The organism is Aliamphritea hakodatensis, from assembly GCF_024347195.1.
In the GTDB taxonomy this organism is placed as follows: Bacteria; Pseudomonadota; Gammaproteobacteria; order Pseudomonadales; family Balneatricaceae; genus Amphritea; species Amphritea hakodatensis.
On the sequence record NZ_AP025281.1, the window covers coordinates 1771630 to 1797352 of the forward strand.

Consider the following 25723-nt stretch of genomic DNA (forward strand, 5'->3'; position numbering starts at 1 on the left):
GGGCGGGGTTGGTTAGGATATAGAAATGCTGAATCTCTTATCGAGTGCCTGCAGTGCCTGGCTCAGTGTGTCAATCTTGGTTGTGTGGTGGAGGTCGACAATTCGTTGAATCTCCTGGCGGCGGGTTCCCATTCGTCGCGCCAGCTCGCTCTGGCTGACGCCTTGTTCTAGCATGGTGTTCAGGAGTAAAACTTTTGTCCACACACTTAAGGGGACTTCAATAGGTTCCCCTGTGTTGGTTTTAGAAGGTTCAGGAACTGGGCGCTGGTCTTCAAAGTAAAATTCGAAGGCGGTTATCAGGGCGTCCTGTGCTTCCTGTATGGTTTCTTCGTAAGTTTCGCCGCCTGCCAGGGCTTCGGGAATGTCTGGAAATTTGGCAATAAAGCCGCTTCCGTCTTTTTCGATGATTGCTGAATATCTCATATTGTTTTCTGCAGTGAAGTGGCAAGAAAAGCCCCTTTCGGGGCTTTGGTCTTCAGTTTAATTCAAGCTGTTTGATGATTGCTTTTCTTAAACCTTCGCCTATTTCTTTTCCGGGGTGTCGTGGCATGGTGCTTTGCTTGCCGTTGAAATAGAGTTTCAGGTGTTTGGTTCCCTGTTTTATCTCTACTCCTTGGCTTTCCAGCCACCTCCGAAACTCGCTTTGCTTCACTGACTCTCCTGTATTGGTTGACTATGTAACCAATAGTAAACAAAAATGGTTACAGTGTAAACAAAAAAGATTACAGCGTGGATTGTCTTTTGAATGAGGGTAGGGAGGCGGTGCGGTTGTTTTTAAGTGGTTGGGAAATGCAAAACAGTACCTTAAGTTATTGTTTTGTAATGTTCGTTTAGTGCGCGTTTGAGCGTTGTCGATGTGATGTAAAGTTCTTTTAAATCAATTGCTTACGGTGCATTGCTTTTGTGCATGGGGTGCAGGTGCGCTAAGGTGGGAAATTTTTTGGAGGGCGAGATGTAAAAAAAGCAGCTCGATGGCTGCTTTTTTATAAATATGATCAGTAACTTACTTGTATGGAGTTCACTAGCTTTTGCTTCAGAGCAATAAATTCGTCAGTTTGCTCTGGTGTGTGATCGCTGCAAGCTTCTTGCCCTAATTTTTGGAGACGGGCAGCTTCTTCTGTTGCGTCAAAAGGACTAGCACAAACTAATCCAGCAGCGGAGGCGCTTTTTTCTAAAGCTTGTAAAAGCTCCACTTGCTGTTCGACAAGCTCTCTTTCCATTTTAAGATTGTCCTGTTTATTGGTCATATTAATATGTCCTCCAGTGGCTAAGTCGCCACCATGTTGATCGCACGCTAAGGATATTTTTATTGCGTCATCATCATCAAGAATAACACTATTTGCTTTTGTTGCAATATCGTGGAGATTTTGCTCTTGAATAGCTTTTAGGTTTGCTGTGATTATTTTATGAATGGGAAGTTGTGCTCCGCCCTGTGTTCTGAATTTCTTGTACATGCGAGAGTACTGGCCGGAGCCGATGGCGAATGAAGATTTATTAATAGGCGGTTCATTCGATGTGCGTTTGATTTCGGGTTGATTTCGCGATGGGTCTGGTGCTGAGTATGCGAAGACCTGGAGGGTACCGTCATATCTCATAATGTAAAATTGATATCCGACTTCTTTTGCTGCTTCAACAAGAGTGTCCAGTACATGGTTAGAGTCTGTAATAACTTCGCTGTATTCTTGTAGAAATGCAGTAAATATTCGATTAGTTCCAGCGAAACCATATAGAGCGCCACCGATTTTGATGCACTTTAAATAACTGCGAACATCATTCCAGCTGACAATATGTCCGTTATGGTTCATGCGGCTTACTCGGGTGTCTGCCGCAATAACTGCTTCTTTCCCTTTCTTTCGGAAGATTGTGGTAGTCAATTCGTGATCCTTGAATTTGAAGTCAGCGGTGGCCTAGAAATCTTGCGGCATTATCTATTAAAAATATTATGTTTTGAAGCTATGCGTAAGTTTATATGGACACAAATTGATTGGTTGTTTCTGTAATGCGTCAACGCTCTTCTGACAAGGATCGTGAAAGAGTCTTATGAGTCAGGGTGATAAACTGGGTAAGATTCGATAAGGAATCTTAACATCTTCTTTAAGTACAATGGCTTAGGTTTTTTTGTGTTACAGCTGTGAGGTGAGGTTCTTTTGAATCAAGAGACATACAGCGCATGTTTTTTGTGCTTGTGAGAGCTGTGCTTAGTGATTTAGTTAGCCTCTGTAAGGAATGTCGGATAGATGTATTGGAAGTGAGGGTTTTTGGAGCTCTTTTTGGATTTGGTTGTGTATTAAGAAGGCTTCTTGCGCTAAAGCTTGGTCACTATGGGGGCCAATACGAACTGATTTAAGGTGTTCTTCTTTAATCTGTAGTTCTACATAGGGTTTGATGATGTCTGAGAATGGATTTGCAGCGTATTTTATTTCGTGCCTATGCTCGGAGAGTGGGAGTGGGAGTGTGTTGTATATTAATCGTATTTCTTGTTCTTCGGAAAAACGGCAGTCCTTCTTTGTGGCAATTAAGTTTTTTAGCAGGCCAGAGAGCACTATTTTCATATTTTCATTTCCTAGGTTTAATGTGGTGGGATGGTTTGTTACCAGATTGAGGCGATCTTCGGCTATTGATAAAAAAGTTGTGTCGTCGTAAATGCATTTTTGTAGATAGAATTGATCACCGTCGATTAAGTTTTGTATTTCTTCGCTTAACTCTATGCAGTAGTGTCCGTAGCTGCGCCATTGGTTGAGAGAGTCGTTATTTGTCGAAAAGGACATAGTATAGATTGATGGCTTTAAGGTTGCGGAGTTGTCTCTAAGAATATCGATAGCCCCGGCAAAAATTTCTTTGGATAGATCAGTGAGCTTGTTGGAATTTTGGATTGTGTGCAGGTGTTGTAGGAGGATTTTTATGCCGCCGTTATATTCCTCTCGGTCATTTTGAAAAAGTATGTGAGTCAGTCTGATTTTTTTCTCAAAAACGATGCCATTTGCTGCTGTTGCATTAGTGTAGTGGAACATGAAGACATCCTTGTTGTATTGGTGGTGCTACGTCAGTGCTACGGAAAAAAAATATTATATTTAAGCTATTGATTACGAAAGATAAGTTTATTGATTTGGCCGATCCATCATCGGGGCCACGGTAAAGCGGCGGTTGACGGTATCTGTGACGGTTACAGGGCTGGCGGTTGCATTCAGGGCATTATTCACTGTTGGCTCTACTAAATCTTTAGGCATCAGGGCTTCGTTTTTGGGCTTCAGGGCTTCTTGTTGCATTCAGGGAGCTGTCGCATTGATTAAGCGGCTCTGGCGGTTTTAATGGCGCTTCCTGTGCTTGCGCGTTTCAGATGTTTATTTTGCAAACCGGATGCATGAGTGGCAGCGATTATAACCTGTGAGCAAGGCAGTTTCGATAGAAAGCGGTCGTTGAACTCTTTTCAGGAGAAGGGTGTTTGAAGACGGTGTGGGGGACACCACCACCGCCTTCTGGCTATCAACGGAGAGAAGAACTGCAGCCAGCACATTGCGAGTGTGCGCTGTCATTATAGAATTAATCGCGCAGGTGGACAATGCTGTTCACTTTAGTCTGCAGATTTGTTGATAGCCGGGGATAAAGAGGCCGGAAATAAATAAAGCCGGGGTATACCGCCGGCTTTAACTTGCTACTGGCTGGGCAGCCTTCAGAACAAGCGTCCGGATTATACGGTCTGTCTGTGAATCTTTGCTACTTTCGTATTCACTATTTTGGTGAAAGGCGGCCCGACTCGGGGGGAACTGGGCCGCCTTTCAGGCAGCGCTCGTGGAGAGAGGATCTGCTGCCTACACTGATTTCGCAGTGCAGCATCAGTATATGGATGTTTTTACGTTGTTCAAGCAAACGGTTGTTTTAATTTGTTGATTTTTCTATAGAAATCAGGGTGTTTACTTAGTCTTTCCTGTTTTTCAGGTTGCTGGCGTCACTGAGCAGGAATTATTCGGGGGTCTTCAGTGCGCAGTCATTCTTAAGTGGAATGGGGGCGAAACGGTTTGGAACAAGCTTCATATTGCGGTTGAATCAACAAAAGATGGCGTAAATGACCTGCCCGGTTAATTCTGCAGGTCACATGTTTATCATCCGGTTATTTAATAAATTTGTTATAGGTAAAGAGCAGGATTACAGCACCGGCTGTTGCGGTAAGAATGGTAGCAATATTGAATCCGCTTACGGAGCCGAGGCCGATAAAGGAGCCAATAAACCCACCGGCAAAAGCCCCCGCAATGCCCAGGACCATTGTCATAATCCAGCCCATTTTGTCTTCGCCGGGCATCAGCCAGCGTGCTAAGGCTCCGGCGACCAGTCCAAGAATTATCCAGCTTAAAATACCCATAAATTTAGCCCTGATGAATGATTAATTTGCCGGTAATGATCTGTTTTTCGTACTGAATCATTGCTTAATTATAGGACACAGAAGTGCGCTGATAAGCAGGGGCTGTTGGCGATACTTGTTACAGAAAGCGATTTGAGGAGCCTGGTTTTATTTCGGATGGCTATCGGTAAACAGTTTTGTTGTGCATGCCGGTCTGGAAGGGGTCAGCTTTTTATCAGGGTAAGCAGCGTTTTATCCTGCTTCTTTGTTGTACTGATTTTAGGTTGAACAATGGTGTTCGGTGTGGCTTCTTTTCTGGCCTGTTCAGAGGTAATGGCATAAGCCATGAAGTGTGGTTGCAGTTCGCCGTGTTCTTCCTGATAACAGAAATCACTGAGCCGGAAATGGGTGAGTCCGTCTGCTCGGTTGGCGAGTTTTGGCAGGTGGAGTATTTTGCCAACCCTTGGCAGGTGTCCGATGCGCTTTGCTGAGCCAATAAAAGTATAACCTTCCGTAAAGAAGTTTATCGTGTATATCGTTTCCATGATGTCGTCCATACAGAAATCCTTTGTTGGACTGTTCAGATACTGATCAGTCTATCGCGGGAGTTTCCGGAAGATAATAATCACTCGTATATGTACTGCCCAACTTGGGCAATATATTACTCATTTTGTGGATTATGAATTGTGAATATATTCCGTGATTTAACCTTGCCCGGGCGTGTGGCCGGGTAAACGTATGGCGCTGTCTGAGCGCGGTTAACGGGAAATATATCCAATGGATCTTCAGGTTGAAAAGCGGCTCGGGGGACGGTGAGCCGCTTTTCTGGCAATCTGCGGAGAGAACATCTGCCAGCACGTTACTGCTGTGCGAGGCGCATTATACGAAAGGATAATGCGTAATCAAGCAAACAATCGTTTTAATTTGCTCAATCTTTATTCGTTATCGGGTATTTTCTGTATCAGATAAGAGACAAAGTAATCAGCCATGATGATATAGCGGATATCAAATGTGAAATTGTGCTGCTTGTTTTTCAGCTAATACCGGCCATATTGATAGAGCAGCCATGCTTAATATGGCGGTATTTTTAACGCATGCTGTCAGAAAGTCTGATTCGGTTTTATAGAGTGGGTACTGATCAGGCGGGGAGGGGGTGTGAGATTTATCTGTTTGTTTTTAATAGCACTTTTGTCGGGCTGTGCTGCGGTGGATGCGGATAAAAATGAATCGGCCACGGTAACGCAGGTTGATGATGTGTTGGTAGAAGAACCGGTGGCTGATATCGATTCATCGGCCAAATATATTCACCTGTTTGATGTTTTGCAGAGGTATCCGAAGTCGGGGCTGGGCGTTTTTGAGGATTGGGTGATTGTCAAAGTTAATACGCCTGACGAAAAGGCGATCTGGTCATTTCCGCCGGTTTATCACCCGGCTTATCCTGCTGCGGTCAGGCGTCAGATTATCAACAGTGACGGCAAAATCAGGATTCATACGGATATGAACTGTGCTTCACCGGAGGACTTGTGCGAATTGTTATTTCGTGACTTTATCGCGATGAGTGAACAGGTGCTGGGCAGTCCTTAAGTTACTATGATTCCTTGGCAGGGTATGTTGCCTATAAACCCTGTCAGTTCTGATATTTACATGTTTTTAGGCTTGGATTGCCCCTGATGAAGGTGCCTGTTAAAAGAGCCGCAACAGAATTGCAGCTCTGCTTACCTAAGCGTCTGGGGGACATTCCTGGCACTTAGTAATACAAGCGTTTGAATTATAAGGCGCTTCTTAATGAGATCGCAAGTCAGAGGGGGCCTTAAAGGAAGGGTGAAAGGCAGCTCTTGGGGGACTGTGAGCTGCCTTTCTGGCTAATTCTTTTAGGATCATCAGCCAACACGAAAGCCTCCGTGCCCGGTTATTATACGTGTTTGCTCAATTATTAATCAAGCAAGTGTCTTTTTAATTACTTGATTTCGCTGGTATATATGGCGGTGTGTATCCTGTGTTTGCTGCAGCTTTATTGATACACAGATTTTAAACAGGTTTTGAGGCGCTCAGCGTATATTGCTAAATAAAAACTGATGTGAATATGTGAATAACAGGTTCGCAGGACTGTAGCTGGCATAATTTAATATTAAAGGCTTGCTGGTGTATTTTAATTAAATGCGGCTCAGTCTGGAGCTTAGTAAATCTTCAAGGCGAACCATAACCTGATTATGAGCATTTAATATTTCGTTATAGACTTAATGACAGAGGGGGTTAGCGCTTAGATATTTCCCGCATTAAACCGCTGAGGTCCAGCCCCTGATGAGATGCAAGTTGTTCCAGGTCCGACTGGTTACGGGGCGGTACTGAGCTGAGCTGTTGAGCACGGGCTTTTTTTTCAGCGACTTTTTGCTCAATCTTTAGATGCAATTTATTCAATTGCTCAATGCTTAGTGATGCAAGGCTTTCAAAAATGTCTGTCTTGTTCATGAAAAGGCAGTAAACCTGAAAATTATCTGTGAGATTTCCGTACTGGCTCTGGACTCAAACGGCAAAGTCATGCTTCTTCCGTGTAGAAGGTTGCGGCGCATAGAATTTTTTAGGCAACCTAAAACAAATTTTAGCATCAATTTCCTGAGTGTTTAAGTTTTAGAGCTGATAAATTATTTTAATTCAGGGCTGCAGATTAAAATTTAGGCTGTAAGGCCAGACTGATAAGCTTATAATTGTTGCTTAATAATCAGTGATATTCTTTCATCAATTTTTTACAAGTCATACTTATATGAAACCAAGCGAAAACAGTGGCATCCGACGTTTTTATTATGCAACGAAATATTCTTTTCAGGGGTTTCGTGCTGCATTTAAAGAGGAGCAGGCGTTTCGTTATGAGCTGGCAGCTATGTTGTTCTTGATGCCGGCGGCGGTCTGGATTGCACAGAGTGGTGTTCAGCTTGCGTTACTGTGGGGGAGCTGTCTTCTGGTGCTGGCATTTGAGATTGTCAATTCGGCGATAGAGGCCGTTGTTGACCGCTGGGGCTCGGAATATCATGAGTTGGCAGGCCGCGCTAAGGATATGGGCTCAGCAGGGGTGTTTCTGATGATCATGCTAACGGTTGTTGTATGGTGCGGTATTTTGTACGACAACGGCGTGTTTGGCTGACATAAGGGAAGCGGTCGTCGCACTCGGTCGTTGAGCCCGCGGATATGGTGTCAGTTGATCTGGCAAATTCCAGGCACAAAAAAACCAGCGCATGGCTGGTTAATTCGATATCCTGTGTTAACTTCTTTGAAGTTGGTGGAGCCTAGCGGGATCGAACCGCTGACCTCAACACTGCCAGTGTTGCGCTCTCCCAGCTGAGCTAAGGCCCCTCACAAGATGGCGGCTATATTAATGACGACTCTGCAGACTGTCAAGCGCTGTGCAGCACAAATCTTCAGAATTTTCAGTTAAAGGCCAAGTGTTTAATTTTTATATAAAAAAGCCCGGGCAGTTTGCCCGGGCTCAGGATCAGATCTGTGACTGTTTAGCCGAGTGATTTGGCCAGCTCACGGTATTCTTTTTCCCAGCGTTTAGCTTCTTTTTTGGACGGGCCACCCACAGTGTTCAGCGCGTGACGGATACGGGCGCGGCTCATGTCCGGTCCCAGAATCTGCATAGAGTCGACGACGGAAACACTGGCGCTGGTGCCGGCAATTGCAATGAATAACGGGTAGAGGAAGTCACGCACCTTGAAGCCCATTGCGTCGCCCAGTGTTTTGCACTGGCTGAACAGGCGGTCCTTATTCCATTGTTGCTCGGAGTCCAGCATCCAGGAGGCGTACTGGAGAATCTTACGGACGTCGTCCCGTTCCAGAGATTTGTGGGCGAAGTCTTCTTCAGTAATCGACAGCATACCTGACATCAGGAAGCCGGCAACCGGAGCAACATCAGTAAATTTTTCAACCCGTGGCTTAATCAGCGGGATAATTTGCATCAGGTACTCAGGATTGAGCGCCCATTGCTGGAATTGTTGTGCGAATTGTTCGTCGCTCAGGTCTTCACGGATCCACATGCCATTCAGCCAGCTGAGTTTTTCCTGGTCGAAGATCGGGCCGCCCAGCGATACCCGGCTGATATCAAAGTTGGCGATCATTTCTTCCAGGCTGAATTTTTCACGTTCGTCCGGCATCGACCAGCCCATCCGGGCCAGGTAGTTAAGCAGGGCGTCTGCCAGGTAACCCATACGCTGGTAGTAAATGATGCTGGTCGGGTTTTTACGCTTGGACAGCTTTGACTTGTCAGGATTACGCAGCAGTGGCATGTGACACAGTGCTGGCATTTCCCAGCCAAAGTATTTGTACAGTAACTGGTGCTTAGGTGCGGAGCTGATCCATTCTTCACCCCGTAATACATGGGTGATTTCCATCAGATGGTCATCGACAACGTTGGCCAGGTGATAGGTTGGCATACCGTCGGACTTCATCAGAATCTGACAGTCTACCTGTGACCATTCAACTTCAATGGTGCCGCGTAACAGGTCATCGAAAACACATACCCCTTCTTCAGGTACCTGCATGCGAACAACGTAAGGTGCGTTGGCTGCTTCCCGGGCTGACACTTCTTCAGCGGGCAGGGCCAGATCACTTTGTTTCAGGGCCGTTTGCAGGCCCTGTTCCCGGCGCTGGTTACGCAACTCATCCAGTTCTTCTGCGGTACGGTAGCATTTGAATGCTTTGCCTTCGTCCAGCAGTTGCTGCGTATATTTCTGGTAGATTTCGCTTCGCTCACTCTGACGGTACGGACCGTGTGGGCCGGGTTTGTCAGGGCCTTCGTCCCAGTCCATGCCAAGCCAGCGCAGAGAGTCAAGGATGGCCTGTTCGGATTCAGGCGTACTGCGGGTCTGGTCGGTATCTTCGATACGAAGAATGAATTCGCCGCCATGCTGGCGGGCAAAAGCCAGATTGAATAAAGCAATATAAGCGGTACCTACGTGCGGGTCGCCGGTAGGGGAAGGTGCAATACGGGTGCGAACAGTCATCAGAATCCTGCTAACAAAATCGGGTTAAGTAAAATTGCGCGCATTATACTCCGTTGCTGATGTTGGGTACATCATGTTGATGGAGGTTTGGTGCCGCCAGTTATGGTACATACTGGTGCGAACCGGCGGATGTTGCATGATTCAGGGGCAGGTTCTCGCTGCTGAAAGTTAAGGTGTCTGCGCAGTAACGGTGCGGTTTGGTTGTATCCGGTGGGGTGTGCTGGCGATGTACGCTGTGATTCTGGCTGAAAAGGCTCCGGCTTATTGTTCTGGCATGTTTCATGCTAAAGACGAGGTACGGCTGTTGTTCAGCTGTGCTTTCTGTGGACTTTAGCGCCCGGCTTCAGATTTGTCTGATCCGGGCGTTTTTTTATCTGAATGACGGATTATGAAGAAAGATACAGCCGTTAAGAGGCTGCCTGTTCAAAGGAGTGGTTGCTGCTGTTTATAATGGCGTTTTTATGTTGTACGGGTGGACCTGATACAGCGGATTAAACAGAAAAGGCGGTATTTCATTTGCAATATAAAAATGCCTGGATGGTGAGAGCCAGTAAAGGGGGGCGTTTGGCTGAGCTGTTTGCAAGCCGGGGCTGTGTGGCGCTGGGTTGGAATTGTCTGGGGAATCTGGCGGGTTATGCTGATGTGGCTGCGTTGCACGGGGCGTATGTGTCAGCCTACGGAGACGAGAAGCCTGCGAAAGTCAGTAACGCAGTGAGTATGTTGCACCGGTTTGCGCGGCAGATCAGCGCCGGGGATCTGGTTATCACCTATATGCCCGAACGGAGGCTGTATTTACTGGGTGAAGATCTGGGAAGGTACCGGCATGTTGCCGAGGCTGAGTGGTTGGACCGGTATGCCAATATTCGCCCGGTAAGCTGGTTGTCAGTTGTTGCCCGTGATGATCTCAGTAAGGCCGTTCAGAACAGTCTGGGGGCGACGCTTACGCTGTTTTCACTGAAGAATGAAGTGGTTTCTGAGTTACTGATGAATGCGCAGCCTGTCGGTTCAGCGCTGTCACCGGATGCCGGGGGAGCTCAGTTAAGCCTCCCCGGTTGTCAGATTTAATACTGAAAGAGTCTGAACTGTTTGAAGGTGACGTGGTTTTTGGGCGGTTCCGGGTTGCGTTTTTTCCAGTGTTTGGCCGCCAGCCGGATAAAGGCTTCACTTTGCAGGTTATGAACTAACACAGTTCCGGAGCAAACCCAGGCTTTATTCAGAGCGTCTTTGTAGTATGAGCTGAATACCGGGCCGCGGCGGATCAGCCGCAGTGTGCCGGTGGGGGAGTCATTGCCGCCGTAACCCACGTCGCGCCGGTATTTGTTGTACATGTTGACGGAGCTGGCAGCCCAGTCATCGATGTTCAGCTCCCCGTTTTCCTGACTGACACTGCCAATCTTGGTGAGGTTAAAGCTGTTATTCCAGCCGGTCCGGAAACCGTCATCTTCATCCCGTTCGCTGGAGGCATAAGGCGGTGCGCCATGGACGTCAAATGTCAGATTTACTTTTTTTCCATTCAGGTTGTCGTTGCTTATGTTGAAGTAGCCGGGGTCGATACCGATGGCAGCCATTTCAAAGGTTGTGCCCTGATGAGGGCTGGCGACATGAAAGTCCACCCGGGCATCGAAGTCACCGTGATAACTGTTACAGGTGACAGCTGCAGCACCGGAATACTCGCCGCCCTGTTTTATATCGATGTGCAGTCCGTCTTCCTGATAAATCCGGGTGTCCTGATTGGTGTGGCTGTAACCGGCGGTCCAAAGGTCGCGGTCAATCCGGTCGCCGGAAAAATCGTCCTGCATAACCTGTGCTGGTGGCAGAAGCTGTTCACTGGTTGGCAGTGCCCCCCTGGCGATAAGCCCGGCAATATGAGGCGCTGCCTGTCTGAGGGCGCGGATTGTGTCCGGTGTAGGGGCAAATGGCTGCTGGGTGATCAGTAACCAGTTTTTATTCTGAACGGGTTGGTTCTGGTTCAAAAAATAGCTGACAAATTCTTCAGCCCAGGCAAGCTGGTAATCGGCGTCGACGCAGCTGGCGGCATCGAGAGTGGCCGGGTTCAGACCGTTCATCCGGGTCAGGTCTGCTGCCAGTTCGCCGTGATATCCCTGTTGGCGTAATAGCTGACAGGTAGCAATGGGCGCGATGATGCAGGCTCGTTGCGTCAGGCCGAAGCGGCTTAACAGTTCTGCCAGTAAGGTGGTCAGGTCAGACTGATGTTGGTATGTCAGGTCGGGAAGGCGGATCAGCAGTTGGGTACGGCGGCCAAAGATTCGCAGCACATCTTCCAGCTTGCTGAGGACAACGGGACGCTGACTACTGGCATCCCAGGGCGTGTCTTCCCCCCGGGCACCGGTCGGCTGGTAATTGGCATCAAGTTCGCTTGAACGCCAGGTTTTACCCGCATCCAGTTTCTGGATAGCGTCAAGATCCAGGGTGTCAACCTGAGCAGGTACGCCACAACTGTGTTCAAGTGAGGCGTTCGCTGTGCAGATAATCTGCTTGTCGCGGGTCAGCAGGACATCCAGGCAAAGTCCGTTTGCACCACCTCCCAGACCGGCCCACAGGCTTTCCATGGTGCTGGGAGGTGTTACCCAGCAGTCTCCGTTGTGGGCAAAAAGATTAATGTTTCTGATATCCATATGGGTCCCCACGATAAGTGCTGCTGTTATACGGTGCGGTTATTCTTCCTGGAATTCAGGATGCATATCCCGGAACCACTGAATAACGGTGTCTACACGCCGGGGCTGGCTGATATCCCGCCGGGTGGTGATGTAAATGGTATTCATCATCGGTGGCAGGTCACCTTTGTCGTACTCGACCAGTTCGCCGTTTTCCAGATAAGCTTCCACACAGTGGCGGGGGAATACGCTGATTCCCAGCCCGCCAATAACCATTTTAATGGCGCCGACAATGTCGTTGATATCACCTGTGTGATACAGCGACCGGGCGGTCAGGGTTTTAGCTTCCGTCATGAAGTGTCTGGCCCACAGGTCAAAGCAGACGTCCATTCCCGGATAATTAATGAAGCGGTGGTCCATGACGGTGTCTGGCTGAAGTTCGTCAAGCGTGGACCGGGAGCTTGAGACCAGTACGTACTCTTCTTCACAGAATGGAATGTAACGCAGTGAAGGGTGCTCAATCCGTTCCGTGACAAAACCAAAATCAAAGCGATCGTCAATGACCGACTGAGTGACCGCTTCGGTTGGGCACAGTTCAACCTGAAGGGCGATACCGGGAAAGTCCAGGCGGCGCTGTAACAGCATAGGGAAGTGCGGGCTTTGCAGGCAGGAAGGTGGCATGGCATAACGTACCATACCTTCCATAGATTCCTGCCCCTGATCCAGGCCGTCATGAAATTCGGCGGTGACGTCCATAATGCGGCGGATATATTGCTGCAGCATTTTGCCGGCACTGGTAAGTTTATAGGTATCGCTGACTTTTATAACGACATCATGCCCCAGTGTTTCGCGGATTTTGATCATGTGATCAGAAACCACCGAAGGGCTCTGGGCTGATTTTTTGGCAGCGGTGGCATATGAGCCATATTCGGCCACAGCCATAAACGCTTTGAAAAGTTTGGGGTCTAGCTTGAGGTATTTCTGACTCGCGAAATTCATCTGTCGGATCCGTGATAACAGTTTTCTTCGTCACATCCCTTACTGATTGTTATATTCCGATATAACAATGAAGAGCGGTCCATGCCAAGAATTCGCAATTATATGCTAAAAATAGCCTTTGCGTACTTATCTTATTGAAAGTTAAGTGTCCACGTCCATGTGGGTGGAGAGATCCGTCGAAGCTGTGGTCTATAGAACATGCAATCCTTTGCTGGCTTTCAGGCAAAACAGACTCCGCTGTTTGCCGTTCCGTGATGGCTTTGTTCTATAGGGGCCAAATCCGTTTTGGCGCGGTGCGTAGTGTCGTCCCTGTGGGCATCCCGGCCGCAGTGTTCGTTCCGTGGTACGTCATATCCATATACGCACTGTGTAAAGCATGTGTCCCTGAATAATTCCGTTTTGTTACTGTGCAATCCCTGCTGTCTGAATCCCTTTAGACGTTTATAAATTTTTTCCCTGGGAGGAAGTCCACTTCCCCAACAACCCATCCACTGTGCGTATCATCCGTTCAGCGCACTTCCCATTTCCATATGGGGATATCTGTCCCTGCCTGTCCCTGGTGTACTAAGTCCTTTTACCCGCCAGCATCCCTGTGGCGTAATCTTTCCTGAAGTCTTAACTCAGAAGCGTTGTTAAACCGGGCTTACCAGTAACTGCCGGAGCCGTGAAATTTCCAGCAGTTCTTCATTATTAATTACACGGTCGAAGACCGAGTCCAGCAAATCCACCATGCCCTGGTTGATTACTTTGGTTCCTTCAATATTTGCTTCGAGCTTTACACCGTGTAAATAGTTATGCCGGATATCGCCAAAATTGACGTCACTGATTTGTCCCGGTTCCAGTTCCACGCTACGGGTCCCGTAGGGGGTCTGGGTAACATCACTGTTCGATCTGCCCGATACATACAGGGTGACCTGAATAGGATGATCTGTGTCGTTACATATCGTCTTTACGCGCATCTTGTCTCGGTTTACTGCGGTTGCTCATTTAACGCTTCAAACTTTAGCGGCTCCTTATAGTAAAGGCCAACCGTAACTTCAGGATTGCCAATCCGGGAAATCCGGCTGGCATTAGTCTTAGGTATCAGCTATAAGAAATGTTACTTATAAATCAGGTAGATAGGAGAGTCTGATGGATAAGGGTACCCTACCCGCCAGGCGGATACACCCGGCCGGAATGCGTGTCTGGCAAGGATTTCGCATTGCTTCCATGGCCACTGACTGGCAGAGCTTCAGTGAGCAACTGGGCAAAATATTTATACCCGCGACCGTACAGCAAATGCAGCCGTTAGGTTTGCAGGCGTACTTTCCCCTGATTTTACCTGACTCAGGGTTTGCATTACCGGATGAGCTGGCGTTAGTGATTTATCCCAGCCAGGCCGTATATAAAACCGCGACCCGTGAAACGGTTGCAGGCCGGGCTTATGGTGCGTTACACGGCACGGTGTTTAATTTTAACCGGGACGGTGATATTCCCCGCAGCCGGTCGTTTTTTCCGGCGCCCTGGTCCGGCAAGCTTGAAGACTCCAAGCCTGTGTATCTGAAAGAGGCTGCAATCGACTGGCATGCCGGAATACTGCGGTGTCTGGTGATGAAAAGCCGGGAGGCGGCAGGCATGGCTGAGCAGTATGAACAGATTGCCGCGGTTGTGAATGACTGGCTTGCTGGTGGGCATGAAGCTGCGGATAACGTTATTCTGCAGGCGGAAGCTGGCTATCTGCTTTGCTGGGAGCATTATGACCATAGAGTGACTGATGGCCTGACAGATCTTCTCAGTACTCAGATTCAGGGAGAGGTTGTAATTGATACCTGCGCTGAAAAAGTTACGGTAAAGCCACTGTTTGCCGCACCGGATAGCGGGGTTGAACCGGTAGCGGGCTTACTGATGGATGTACGTCTGCCTGCTGACTGAATGAGTCTCTGTTACTGGCGGTGCTGTTCCCGTGCAAACGTTGGGGCGGTGCCAAAATAATCTTTATAACAGTTGCTGAAGTGACTGGAACTGACAAAGCCGCAGGCCAGTGCGATATCAGTAATGCTGTGGCTGGTTTGTAACAGTAGCCGCCGCGCCTGGGTAATTCGCAGCTCCAGGTAGTATTTACTGGGCGATGTTTCCAGATGGTTTTGGAAGAGGCGCTCGGCCTGACGCCGCGACACGCCGACAAAATTGCACAGCTCTTCGATACTCAGGGGTTCTTCAATGTTGGCCGTCATCAGTTGGATCAGTTCTCTGAGGCTTTCAGGCAAGTCGGTTTTATCTGATAACTGCGTCAGACGATTCTGACTGTTTTCGGCCAGCTGGTCACAGCTGAGAATTTCCCGTATTGCCCGGACAATGTCTTTTCCCTGCAGGCGTTCGATGATTTTCAGCATCATTTCCAGTGCACTGTTTGGACCTGCACAGCTGATTCGGTTGTTGTCAGTGACAAAAATCTGGTCGCTGACGTGTACTTTTGGGTATTTTTCCTTAATAAAGGCGTGATTCTCCGGATGAATGGCGCACTGCGTATCGTCCATCAGGCCTGCCTGGGCTAGTGCGATTGCACCGTTCCACAGACCACCGTAAATGATCTGAGGTGTGTTCTGGGATTTCAGGTACTCCGTCAGTGTCGGGTGAACATCAATGCTGCAGCGATAACCACCACAAACGATCAGCATATCGAAGTTATCTTTAGTCTCTGTCTGCAGTTGCGATAACTGAGTACCGGTCGATATTTCGATTCCCAGATCGCTTTTAACCTGAGTGCTGTCCAGACCGACAGTCTGATAGCTGAACAGGGGAGCGGTGCGTACCAGATTTGCGGTGACCAGAGCATCCACGGCGGCAGTAAAGGCCATCATTGAAAAATGTTCCAGCAGAATAAATGCGACGTGCAGCGGCTTCTCTGAGGGCGTTTCACCCGGCAGGAAGCGCCGGTTGGTTTCGCGAAGCGGGGTACTGAACTGACGGGTATCTTTTGATGCGCTCATTGGTTGCGGTGTTCTCACAGGTTAAGGCGCTTTTATAACAGTTTTCACCGTAAAGTTGTAATTTTACAGTGCGTGCGTTTTATCGGGCTGATATCTGATCAGTGAGTTAGCGACGCTGAAGCCTGTGCAGAGTATTTATTTTGTAAACAGACTGTAATTATATGTAATGCTTTTTTTGAAAAATGCTTATCAGATGTAACATTATATTTATGTTTTTCAGGTAAATATAAATATAAATATAATAAAACATACGGTTAGCTTTGGGTGTTTACAAAGTGTTAATAACTATGTGTCCGGATGTGTTTTTTGGCGGTTTATGGTCGGTTAGAAATATTATTACTCTCTGTGTATAAATGTTTTAGCTGTTTATTCAAGACACGCTGCAAGGTTGTAGTGTGTGTAAATAGTTTTAACTGTGCCGGTGAGTTTTTATCGGTGTTATATATAAAAATAATATTTCTGGAGTTCCTCATGAGTAAAATGTCCAGCCTTAAATCCCTGATCGCCAGCAGCATGATGCTGGGGGCTGTTTTAACCACTTCTGCTGAAGCTGCAACTACATTGCGGATTGCCAGCCAGCATGCGCCTGATCAGTATGCATCTGAAGTGTTACGCCAGATTAAGGATGAGCTTGAAGGTGCCGGTGTTGATCTGAAAATCAAACTTTACCCGGCTGGGCAGTTGGGTTCAGGTGAGCAGCTTTTAGGGGAAGCAGCACGTGGGACTATCGATATTGTCCATTCATTTGTCTACAGCCATAAGGATCCGGTACTGGAGATTAACTCTTTGCCATACCTGGTTTCCAACTATGACGAGATGGAAAAAGTCTTCAGTCCGGGGTCTAACTTCTACACGCTTTTCGATCAGCGTATGGATAAGCTGAACCTGAAACTGCTGGGTATTACGGCAGAAGGTTTCATTGGTGTGATGTCTTCGACTGAGCCGGAAAACTACCGTACTACGGGTGCTAAAGGTCAGAATATACGTGTTTGGAGTGCTCAGTCTGCGAAGCTGGCAACACAGGATATGGGGTATAACACCACGACAATCGACTGGGGTGATGCCTTCCCGGCAATTCAGCAGGGTGTGGTTGACGGAATGATCGGTGCAACGCCTGAAGCGACTTATACCACCTTTAAAGAAGCAATCAGCAACTATGTGCCATATAACGCATTTGTTGAAAACTACGCGTACTATGCCAGTAAGAAAACCTGGGAAAAGAAACTGAACGATGAGCAGCGTAAAGTCATTGCTGATGTATTCGCCCGTGCCGCAGCAAAGTTCGTTGACTGGAGCCGTGAGAATGACGCGGCCAATCTGAAAAAGCTGGAAGAATTTGGTGTGAAGGTATTGCCAATTACTGATGCGGAGCGGGGTGCAATTGCCGATGAGATTCGCGCGAAGACCTGGCCAAAACTGGAAGAACGTCTGGGTAAAGAGAATCTGAATAAAATCGTTGCTGATCTGTAACGGCTCTGCTGTCTGAGAAGGGGGGCTGCAGAGTAAAGAATATTTTCTGCAGCTTTCTTCTTTGTATATTTAATTCTGAGTAAGCAGGTGCTTTATGTATTTGGATATACCGCGCCCGCTCAGAAGTCTGGTTAATTTCTTACTGCAAATAAAACAATATTTCCTTGCTGCTGCCAGTCTGGTGATGGCGTGTGTGTTTTTCTTTGTGGTTATTCTGCGTTACTGGTTTCAAGCAGACCTGTTTGCGTATGAAGAATGGGTATTAATGCTGGCCTTCTGGGTTTATTTTCTTGGCGGTGCTATGGGGAGTTATGAAAACACCCATGTTAAAGCCGACTTTTTATTATCCGTAATGGAAGATCCCCGTAAAAAATGGCTGGTGGTTAACTTTACTGTTTTTCTGGAGGTGCTGATCGGTCTGGTGCTTACCTATTGGGGTTGGCTGATGGTCGAGGAAGAGGTGGTTGCCTATCCGAACTGGCAGCGCACCACAGGTCTGGAATTGCCGTTTTTTATTCCCAAGCTGGGCATTTTCCTGGGGTTTGTCTTCATGACCTTTTATACCGCGCTGCATCTCTACAGCGGGTTACGTTCCGGGCCGAGTGATGTCTGGGAAGACAACGAAACCCCACCACATATCTGACAGGCAGGCTTTATGTTAATTCTTCTGACACTATTAGTGATCTGTGTCGCTCTGCTGATCGGTATTCCGGTACCGTTCGCGTTTGGCCTGGCACTGATTTATATGTCGCTGACCGGGGATCACGATCCGGCCGGCTTTTTAACCTCCGGGCACTGGCGTATGAATGTGCTGGTTCTGCTGGCGATTCCTCTGTTCATTATTGCCGGTACGATTATGGAGCGGGGTAAGATTGCTCAGCCTCTGGTCGAGCTGGCAGAGCTGTTTGTCGGCCGCTTTAAAGGCGGTATTGCATACACCGCCGTGGGGGCGAGTGCAGTATTCGGTTCGATTGCCGGCAGTGCGACTGCAACCCTGACTTGTATCGGCAGTATCATGATGCCCCAGCTGCGGAAGGCAAACTATCCGGAAGGGTTGTCTGCCGCGCTGATTACCAATGCGGCCCCGCTGGGATTGCTGATTCCTCCCAGCGCAATTCAGATCATCTATGCCTGGGTTACCCGTCAGTCGGTACTGAAGTGTTTTCTGGCGACGATTGTCCCGGGTCTGATTCTGGTGACGCTGCTGTGCATCGTGAACTACTTTATGTTGCGTAAACATAAAGGCATTAAAACCTTACCGCCCAGTGATGATTTTGTGGGCGAAGTTACCCGTAAAAGCCGCTTTGCCTTACCGGCACTGCTGATGCCGTTTATGATCCTGGGCGGTATTTACGGCGGTATTATGACGCCGACCGAAGCGGCAGGTATTGCGGTGGTATATGCCATTCCTGTGGGGTTTTTTATCTATAAAGGTCTGAATAAGGATAACTTCAAAGAAGCCCTGGTACAGTCTGCCACCACCACCGGTGTGGTAATGGTGATGTTCTTTATGGTGATGATCGTCAGCCGGCTGCTGATTTTTGAAGACATCCCGGGTCTGGCGCAGGAGCTGATTTTCTCGGTCTCTGAAAATCCAATTGTTGTGCTGATTATGATCAACGTTGTGATGATTCTGATCGGCATGCTGATGGATGATGTCAGTGGTGTGTTGCTGGCTTCTCCGCTGTTATTCCCGATCGTGGTTGAATTGGGGGTTGATCCGATTCAGTTTGCAGCAATTGTGGGCGTTAATCTGGGGATGGGCAATATCACACCGCCGACAGCTCCGCTGCTGTATCTGGGGTCCCGGGTGACGAATGTACGTGTCAGCGCGATGCTGAAGCCGACGTTGATTATGATTGCATTTGCCTGGATACCGACGCTGATTATTACGACTTATGTACCGCAGGTATCACTGTTCTTGCCAGAGTTATTGATGGGCTGAATGCTGATGTAAAGATCACGGTTCAAACCCCCGGCTGTTTCGGCACCGGGGGTTTTTTTATGTGTCAGTCAGAAGGGGGGCTGTCAGGGAGAATGATTGCTGGTACTGCGATGGGGTTGCCATCAACATCGAACAGCGGCGTGGGACGGTTTAAACCGCAGATTTTCCAGAGAAGCAGGCGAACGGCAATTTTCAGGCCGACAGTCACAGGCATTCCCTGATGCCTGCGGGCGGCTATCCGGTTGCCGGTTGCGTGTCTGGCGTGAATATAGCCCTGAACGTCTCCCAGACTTTGCTGGCGTTCTTGCGGGGCCAGCCGGATAAAACTGTGTATCAGGCCAATAAAGGGAACGCCGGCTGTCAGTGTATTACCGATCGGTGTATGGCAGCAGCGGGTATACCAGCGGAATGTTCCTTTGGGAGACAGTTTCAGGCATGCGATATGCTCAGAGCCTTCCGTGATCCGCAAACGGGCCGGCGGTATCTGAAACACTTCGGTACCGCCATCGCTATCCAGAACAGACGGGTGGTCTCCAGTCCGACGGTGTGTTTTAAGATGGTGTGCAAATGCCTGGCAGCTGCGGCAGTAACAGACCAGACGGTTGCCACTGGTGGGTGAGGCATGTTTGACGATGCCCTTAACGGCTCCACAATCGCATTGCAGGGGAATATCAGTCATGGTCAGGCTCTTTATCAGGATGTGCTGCCGATCCCTCTGGCCATTGAGACCGCCAGTAATGGCATCAGCAGCAGTAACAGCAGTTCAGTCCGGATAATGCGAATAATGCGCCGGGGCACGGGTATTCTGCTGGTGCTTGCCCGACGGTTTCGCAAATAAAACCAGGTTGGGATTGTGGACAGAACCGCAATTATCGCAAACAGCAGGAGTTTGATGTGAAAGATAATGTTAGCGGAATAAAATGTTTGCGGTTTTCCGACGATAAACCACATTAGCAGGCCGCTGACCAGCATGAGCATCGCACCTGCCCCGTAAATGCCATCAATGATGGCTATTTTCCGGATGGCGGCCGGGGTCATGGTTTTACGTAACAGCAGATGCTGACTGACCAGAGCCGCAGCCAGGATGATCAGGCCGGTGAAGTGCAGATATCTGACAAGAAGCTCTTCCATTACAGGGTCCTGTTGCCGGTGTTAGCGGCTCAGTGTAGACCGAAATGGCCGGAGGGGGATAGCGTTAGTCGTGGTTTCTTTGCTGCCCGGGCCAGTGCAGGGCGATCTGCCGGCTTGCTTCAATGCCTGAGTGCAATTGCTGAAGCAGCGTGTCTGTGTCCGGTGCCTTGCCGTTCAGTGCCGCATCTGCCAGCTGTTGCTCTGTATGCCGTAACAGCGTTCCCGTGGCACGAAAGCCGAGAGTGTCGCAGGCACCGGCCAGTTTGTGAAGCTGTTGTTCAGCGTGGTGCAGATCGTTTTCCGCCAGGCTTTGACGAATGGCTGGCCAGAGTTCATCGCAACTGTTTACAAATCCTTTCATCAGGTTTGTGACTTTTTCTGTGCCAAGCATGTCTTCATGCATGCGGATCAGGTTTTCATCAAGGAAAGGGGCAGGCTGCGCCTCCGGTGCCGGTGGTGTGGCCGGAGGGAGTGCATCAGTGTTGCTACCGGCGGAGTGCGAAATGGCGTGCAGTAGCTGGTCTCTGTTGACCGGTTTGGCGATCACGGTATCGATGCCCAGGGACCGGTAGGTGTGCAGATCTTCCTGACGTACACTGGCTGTCAGGGCAATGATATGAATGGTCTGGTGTTGGTATAGTGGGTCATTACGGATCAGTTGGCTGATTTCCAGCCCGCTGCGGCCGGGGAGGTGCATGTCCATCAGTATCAGGTCGAAACTCTGCTGTTTGCAAAGCGTCAGTGCCTGTTCGCCGTCACTGGCAATGCTGATCCGGTGATTAAAAGGTGCCAGCAGTCCCAGCACAACATCCTGATTAATCTGTACGTCTTCAACCAGTAATATATTCAGTTCAGGCTGGGTTGGCGGTGGTGCTGATCTGTCAGGTGTCAAGTCTGAAGCCGGGGCAGCGAGAGAGCTGCTGACCGGCAGTTTTACCTCCAGCCAGAAACAGCTGCCCTGACCGGTTTCGCTTTGCATACCGATTTTTGCGTGTAGTTGCTGGGCCAGTTCTTTACAGATGGCCAGCCCCAGGCCGGTGCCGCCAAAGCGGCGGGTAATGCTTTCATCGGCCTGGGTAAAGCGTTCAAATATTTTTTCCTGCAGGGGCTGGGGAATGCCAACGCCGGTATCGCGGATACTGAAGCGAAGTGTGTGCTGTTCAGCGGTCCCTGCTAACTGAGATACGGTCAGAGTGATTTTTCCTTCGTGGGTAAACTTGATGGCATTGGCCAGCAGGTTATTCAGTATTTGCCGCAGGCTGCTGTGAGCGGCGAAATAGGCTGGCGCCAGAGTGGACGGATAATTCAGCTCAATACTCAGACCTTTGTCCCGGGCGCCGGGCTCAAACAGACTGATCAGGTTTTCCAGCATGGATTGCAGAATAAAGGGTTTCTGTTCTACCTGATGTGCGCCTTCTACCAGTCTGCCGTATTCCAGTACCTGATTGAAGGTTTCCAGAAGGGCGTCGGTGGCGTCATGAAGGACCTGCACCTGTTTATACTGGCTGTTATTCAGCGGGGTGCTTTCCAGCAGCTGAATCATACCCAGCATGCCGTTCATCGGCGTGCGGATTTCATGGCTGATGGTTGCCAGAAACCGGGTTTTGGCGGCATTGGCTTCTTCGGCGGCTTCTTTGGCGCGGCGCAGGCTTTCAGTCCGCTGCTCCACCATGGATTGTAGCTGGTCACGGTTGTAACGCAGCTCCTGTTGTTCCTGATCCCGGCGCTGGCGGTCCTGCTGGATGGCCTGGCGCATGTCATTCAGGGCGCTGACCAGCTGATCCAGTTCATCCCGGTGCTGGGGTTTGTGCCGGTTGAGGCGAAGGCTGTCCTCAAGTTGTCCGGCGCCCACTTTCCGGCTGTAGGTCGCCATGGCTTCCAGGTGTCGGGTGATCTGGCGGTGAAAAATGATCAGGATGACCAGTACGATTAGCAATACAAGGAGTGTCTGGTTCAGCAGTATAGTGAAGCCCTTTGCATAGATACGGTTATAAATACCCTGAATATCAATGTGGACATCCAGTTGTCCGAGATTTCTTTGCTGACCGTTGGCGGTGGTATGGATAAGTTCGAACCGTTGCATATGTTTTTGCGGGCCGGGCACCGTATGTTCAGTCGCTGCGGTGGGAAGGCGGAGTTCAAGCCTGCTGATATCCGGCAGGTTTTCGATTCCCTGTAACTGCAGTTCGATCTGGGCCTGATCGATATCCCAGAGGCTTTTTGCCAGGCTGGCCAGATAGCTGTCGCGAATCACTTCCAGTTGTTGGTTCAGAACCCTGAACTCCCGCTGATAGTCGATGGTTAGCTGCACGGCCGTGGAAAGCAGAATGAATACAAAGCTGCAGGCGCTGACATATTGCATGATCCGGTAACCCAGAGGATGGTCCTTTGGATAACGAAGCAGTTGGCGGATAAGATCAGGCAGGGCGCGCATGGGACATCTCTCAGAGAGGGTTGTGGAGGTATTCAAGGCTGTTACTGCGAATCATATTCCGGATCCGGTTGCTTTTATGCAGCTCCTGCAGACGCCGGTTAATAAACGGCAGATGCTGGCTGAGGGTGCCTGCTTTACTCAGGGCCAGATAGTAATATTCACTGGTGATTTTCTCCCGTAGCGGCATGATGCGGTTTTCAAAACCCAGTTTACGGGTTTGCAACATGCCGCTGCGCCAGCCAATGGGCATGTAATCGATACGCTGGCTGGCCAGTTTACTGAAATTTTGCTGATTTCTTGAAACATATTCGATATGGCTGTTGGATTGCAGAAAAGCATCAAAGCGGTCACCGAAGCTGTCTCCCAGTAATAAGCCGACTGTTTTACCCGGCAGGTCTTCCATGCCGGTAATCGGGGCGTCAGCATTACTGTTTACGAAAATCCGGACTTCATCGGCAATGATGTACTGGTCACTGAATGCCAGATAGCTTTCCCGGCTGGCAATGCGGTAGGCGGCAACCACAATGTCAATATTGCCCAGGCGGGCTTCCAGCAGGCAGCGTTTCCAGTTGGTGTCGGCGATCAGCTGTACGTCATAGCCAAGTTCCGCAAAGAGTTGTTGAGTGAGTTGCGGGGCCAGACCTTTTAGCTGTCCTTCGCTGACCCAGGATACCGGTGGGTAGAACGGATGCCCGCAAGCGGTGAGCACTGGTCGCGGGGTGTCAGCTTTGACTGTGTTTGCCAGTACCGCGGAGATCAGAAGGAGCCCGGTAAAAAAACGGCTCACGATAAATCTGCTGGTTTAGGGGTGAAGAGGTAGCCGGCACCGTGGACGGTAAGAATGGTCTTTGGCTGAGCGGGATCATCGCCCAGTTTTCGCCGTAAGCGGCCGATCAGCACATCAACTGTGCGGTCACTGGGTACCCATTCGCGGTTCCGGATCTGTTCCAGAATCTGTTCACGGCTCATGATCTGCCCGGCATGGTTCATCAGCGTGTTCAGCAGCTGGAATTCGCCTTCGGTAAGCTGGGTGGTTTGTTGCTGGTCATCTACCAGTTGGCGGCGATCCAGATTCAGCTTCCAGCGCTCGAACGTTTTAAAACTGTTGGGCAGAGCATCGGTGGGTTTGGCTTCTGTGCAGTGCCGTACCCGGCGTACCAGGTTTTTGGTGCGGGCGAGAATTTCCCTTGGGTTAAAAGGTTTGGTGACGTACTCATCAGCACCGCATTCCAGGCCGATTATACGGTCTACTTCGTCTTGTCGGCCAGTCACCAGAATGATCCCCACTTCGGTATGCACCCGCAGTTCCCGGGTCAGGGTGAGGCCGTCTTTGCCGGGCAGGCGAATATCCAACAGTACGACATCTATGGTTTGTTCGCTGAGTACGGATTCCGCCTGTTCAGCAGTTTCAGCTTCAAAGACACGAAAGCCTTCGGTTTCAAAATAGCTTGTCAGGCATTCCCGGGTGACAGGTTCATCGTCGACTACCAGGATACGGGCGTCTGAGTTCATAGGTTACTTCGTTTCAGCGGCGCAGTAGTGGCCGGATTTGTTGTTATTTTAATTCAACATTAGTGCCTGAAGCTTAGCTCAGGCAAGGCTTGTTTACATTTCATTTACAAGGTTTTACAAGTTTATACGAATGTTGTGCTTTTTCAGGGGAAGAACAGATGAAAAGCAGCCTGCTTAAAAAGGCTTGAGTTTTAATTATAAACAGAATTATTATTCGGTTTGGTATCCGGTTAACGGGTGCCAAAGTCGCAAACATCACGACTCTAAACGTGGGAACCGTTCTGCTGTTCTCCTGACGTCCGTAAGACAATCAATGATTCTTTTGCGAGAGCGCTTTTATATTCTTTATTAATAGGGAGCTGCTCGATGACCAATTCTGAGCTTTTGGGTATTGATTCAAATACCTACGCAAATATTTTCACTTTTATGGGGTTACCGCTTTCCAGAGCGCTGGATGACGGCACGGATGTGTGCGTGATGGGTATTCCGTTCGATCTGGCAACATCCGGGAGATCGGGAACCCGTTTTGGGCCGAATGGCGTTCGCCAGGCATCCGCGCAATTACGCTGGGAAGAGCGACGCTGGCCGTGGCAGTTTACGCTGAGTAAACGCTTACAGGCGGTGGATTACGGAGATCTGGTATATGAAGACGGTAACGGTGACGATATGTTGCAAACCGTTGAGTTACATGCGGGCAGGATACTGGCGGCGGATAAGGCCTTGCTGAGTATTGGTGGAGATCATTTTGTCACGTTGCCTTTATTGCGGGCACATGCGGCGAAATACGGCCCGTTGGCCTTGCTGCATTTTGATGCCCATACCGATACGGAAGAGAGTGACGCTGCCTATAATCACGGTTCAATGTTTTATCATGCGCCTATGGAAGGTCTGATTGATCCGCTGAGCAGTGTTCAGGTGGGTATCCGGACAGACTTCAATCAGAAAAATCATGGGTTTACTGTGCTGGATGCCAGTTGGGTGAATAACCATAGTGTAGAAGACTGTATCGGCCGGATTAAACAGGTGCTGGGTGACCGGCCGGTGTATCTGAGCTTTGACATCGACTGCCTTGATCCTGCTTTTGCGCCGGGTACCGGAACGCCGGTGAGCGGTGGCCTTACTTCGGACCGGGCTTTGCAAATTATCCGTGGTTTATCCGGGGTAAATATTGTCGGCATGGATGTGGTAGAAGTTGCGCCTGCCTATGATCATGCTGAGGTTACGTCTTTAGCGGCAGCGACACTGGCGCTGGAGATGCTGTATCTGAAGGCCAGCCAGATGTGATCCCAACCGGGCAATGTGCGCGTGAAGGGTG

General features: G+C 49.2%; 26 protein-coding genes and 1 tRNA gene. 8 read left to right on the forward strand and 19 right to left on the reverse strand.

The window, feature by feature from the left end; all coding sequences use genetic code 11:
- Window positions 1-12: 12 nt before the first annotated feature.
- The 7 genes from PCI15_RS08140 to PCI15_RS08170 all read right to left on the reverse strand — a co-directional run bounded on the left by PCI15_RS08140 (window position 13) and on the right by PCI15_RS08170 (window position 4893).
- A complete protein-coding gene (locus PCI15_RS08140) occupies window positions 13-423 on the reverse strand; it encodes a type II toxin-antitoxin system HicB family antitoxin (protein ID WP_271273835.1) in 411 nt (136 codons plus the stop codon).
- A gap of 52 nt (window positions 424-475) precedes the next feature.
- Window positions 476-652, reverse strand: a complete 177-nt coding sequence (locus PCI15_RS08145) for a type II toxin-antitoxin system HicA family toxin (RefSeq protein ID WP_271273836.1) — start codon at window positions 650-652, stop codon at window positions 476-478.
- Window positions 653-995: 343 nt separating this feature from the next.
- On the reverse strand, window positions 996-1874 hold the full coding sequence (locus tag PCI15_RS08150) for a hypothetical protein (RefSeq protein ID WP_271273837.1): 879 nt from the start codon (window positions 1872-1874) through the stop codon (window positions 996-998).
- Between the two features lie 336 nt (window positions 1875-2210).
- Window positions 2211-3011 (reverse strand): hypothetical protein, encoded by an 801-nt coding sequence (locus tag PCI15_RS08155; protein WP_271273838.1) that lies wholly within the window; start codon window positions 3009-3011, stop codon window positions 2211-2213.
- Window positions 3012-3098: 87 nt separating this feature from the next.
- Window positions 3099-3266, reverse strand: coding sequence for a hypothetical protein (locus tag PCI15_RS08160; protein ID WP_271273839.1), 168 nt, complete (start codon window positions 3264-3266; stop codon window positions 3099-3101).
- Window positions 3267-4108: 842 nt separating this feature from the next.
- Window positions 4109-4357: a GlsB/YeaQ/YmgE family stress response membrane protein gene (locus tag PCI15_RS08165; RefSeq protein ID WP_271273840.1), complete on the reverse strand. Its 249-nt coding sequence runs from the start codon at window positions 4355-4357 to the stop codon at window positions 4109-4111.
- 203 nt (window positions 4358-4560) lie between these two features.
- The gene (locus PCI15_RS08170; RefSeq protein WP_271273841.1) at window positions 4561-4893 is read right to left on the reverse strand and encodes a hypothetical protein; all 333 of its coding nucleotides are present in this window, start codon (window positions 4891-4893) and stop codon (window positions 4561-4563) included.
- 598 nt (window positions 4894-5491) lie between these two features.
- Here PCI15_RS08170 and PCI15_RS08175 point away from each other — a divergent pair.
- Window positions 5492-5920 (forward strand): hypothetical protein, encoded by a 429-nt coding sequence (locus tag PCI15_RS08175; RefSeq protein WP_271273842.1) that lies wholly within the window; start codon window positions 5492-5494, stop codon window positions 5918-5920.
- A 669-nt stretch (window positions 5921-6589) separates the two neighbouring features.
- Here the strand turns inward: PCI15_RS08175 and PCI15_RS08180 are convergent.
- Entirely contained in the window at window positions 6590-6805 is a 216-nt protein-coding gene (locus PCI15_RS08180; RefSeq protein ID WP_271273843.1) for a hypothetical protein, read from the reverse strand.
- Window positions 6806-7097: 292 nt separating this feature from the next.
- On the opposite strand from PCI15_RS08180, the gene PCI15_RS08185 reads away from it, so the two are divergent.
- Window positions 7098-7475, forward strand: a complete 378-nt coding sequence (locus tag PCI15_RS08185) for a diacylglycerol kinase (protein WP_271273844.1) — start codon at window positions 7098-7100, stop codon at window positions 7473-7475.
- A 133-nt stretch (window positions 7476-7608) separates the two neighbouring features.
- Here PCI15_RS08185 and PCI15_RS08190 read toward each other — a convergent pair.
- A tRNA-Ala gene (locus tag PCI15_RS08190) sits at window positions 7609-7684 on the reverse strand.
- 155 nt (window positions 7685-7839) lie between these two features.
- Window positions 7840-9333, reverse strand: coding sequence for a glutamate--tRNA ligase (gltX, locus tag PCI15_RS08195; RefSeq protein ID WP_271273845.1), 1494 nt, complete (start codon window positions 9331-9333; stop codon window positions 7840-7842).
- Between the two features lie 516 nt (window positions 9334-9849).
- Here gltX and PCI15_RS08200 point away from each other — a divergent pair.
- A complete protein-coding gene (locus PCI15_RS08200) occupies window positions 9850-10398 on the forward strand; it encodes a restriction endonuclease (RefSeq protein ID WP_271273846.1) in 549 nt (182 codons plus the stop codon).
- Here PCI15_RS08200 and PCI15_RS08205 read toward each other — a convergent pair.
- From PCI15_RS08205 to PCI15_RS08215, 3 genes are all read right to left on the reverse strand, one after another.
- A complete protein-coding gene (locus PCI15_RS08205; RefSeq protein WP_271273847.1) occupies window positions 10395-11969 on the reverse strand; it encodes a PI-PLC domain-containing protein in 1575 nt (524 codons plus the stop codon). The genes PCI15_RS08200 and PCI15_RS08205 overlap by 4 nt on opposite strands.
- A 39-nt stretch (window positions 11970-12008) precedes the next feature.
- On the reverse strand, window positions 12009-12947 hold the full coding sequence (locus tag PCI15_RS08210) for a LysR family transcriptional regulator (protein WP_271273848.1): 939 nt from the start codon (window positions 12945-12947) through the stop codon (window positions 12009-12011).
- A 632-nt stretch (window positions 12948-13579) separates the two neighbouring features.
- Window positions 13580-13906, reverse strand: coding sequence for a hypothetical protein (locus PCI15_RS08215; protein ID WP_271273849.1), 327 nt, complete (start codon window positions 13904-13906; stop codon window positions 13580-13582).
- A 172-nt stretch (window positions 13907-14078) separates the two neighbouring features.
- Here PCI15_RS08215 and PCI15_RS08220 point away from each other — a divergent pair, with 172 nt between their 5' ends.
- Window positions 14079-14858: a hypothetical protein gene (locus PCI15_RS08220; protein ID WP_271273850.1), complete on the forward strand. Its 780-nt coding sequence runs from the start codon at window positions 14079-14081 to the stop codon at window positions 14856-14858.
- Window positions 14859-14869: 11 nt separating this feature from the next.
- Here PCI15_RS08220 and PCI15_RS08225 read toward each other — a convergent pair whose 3' ends face one another.
- Window positions 14870-15916: a GlxA family transcriptional regulator gene (locus PCI15_RS08225; protein ID WP_271273851.1), complete on the reverse strand. Its 1047-nt coding sequence runs from the start codon at window positions 15914-15916 to the stop codon at window positions 14870-14872.
- Between the two features lie 471 nt (window positions 15917-16387).
- Between PCI15_RS08225 and dctP the strand changes: the two genes are divergently transcribed.
- The 3 genes from dctP (at window position 16388) to PCI15_RS08240 (ending at window position 19331) form a co-directional block, all read left to right on the forward strand.
- On the forward strand, window positions 16388-17386 hold the full coding sequence (gene dctP / locus PCI15_RS08230) for a TRAP transporter substrate-binding protein DctP (RefSeq protein ID WP_271273852.1): 999 nt from the start codon (window positions 16388-16390) through the stop codon (window positions 17384-17386).
- Between the two features lie 94 nt (window positions 17387-17480).
- A complete protein-coding gene (locus PCI15_RS08235) occupies window positions 17481-18029 on the forward strand; it encodes a TRAP transporter small permease (protein ID WP_271273853.1) in 549 nt (182 codons plus the stop codon).
- Window positions 18030-18041: 12 nt separating this feature from the next.
- A complete protein-coding gene (locus PCI15_RS08240) occupies window positions 18042-19331 on the forward strand; it encodes a TRAP transporter large permease (RefSeq protein WP_271273854.1) in 1290 nt (429 codons plus the stop codon).
- A 64-nt stretch (window positions 19332-19395) separates the two neighbouring features.
- Here PCI15_RS08240 and PCI15_RS08245 read toward each other — a convergent pair whose 3' ends face one another.
- The 5 genes from PCI15_RS08245 to PCI15_RS08265 form a co-directional block, all read right to left on the reverse strand.
- Window positions 19396-20010, reverse strand: coding sequence for a DUF6151 family protein (locus PCI15_RS08245; RefSeq protein WP_271273855.1), 615 nt, complete (start codon window positions 20008-20010; stop codon window positions 19396-19398).
- Between the two features lie 14 nt (window positions 20011-20024).
- Window positions 20025-20462: a DUF2214 family protein gene (locus tag PCI15_RS08250; protein ID WP_271273856.1), complete on the reverse strand. Its 438-nt coding sequence runs from the start codon at window positions 20460-20462 to the stop codon at window positions 20025-20027.
- 64 nt (window positions 20463-20526) lie between these two features.
- Window positions 20527-22896, reverse strand: coding sequence for an ATP-binding protein (locus tag PCI15_RS08255; RefSeq protein WP_271273857.1), 2370 nt, complete (start codon window positions 22894-22896; stop codon window positions 20527-20529).
- Between the two features lie 10 nt (window positions 22897-22906).
- A complete protein-coding gene (locus tag PCI15_RS08260) occupies window positions 22907-23683 on the reverse strand; it encodes a substrate-binding periplasmic protein (RefSeq protein WP_271273858.1) in 777 nt (258 codons plus the stop codon).
- On the reverse strand, window positions 23680-24408 hold the full coding sequence (locus tag PCI15_RS08265; protein ID WP_271273859.1) for a response regulator: 729 nt from the start codon (window positions 24406-24408) through the stop codon (window positions 23680-23682). Before PCI15_RS08265 ends, PCI15_RS08260 begins: the two co-directional genes overlap by 4 nt.
- 366 nt (window positions 24409-24774) lie before the next feature.
- Between PCI15_RS08265 and speB the strand changes: the two genes are divergently transcribed.
- Complete coding sequence (gene speB / locus PCI15_RS08270; protein ID WP_271273860.1) at window positions 24775-25692, forward strand: agmatinase; 918 nt, start codon at window positions 24775-24777, stop codon at window positions 25690-25692.
- Window positions 25693-25723 lie beyond the last annotated feature (31 nt).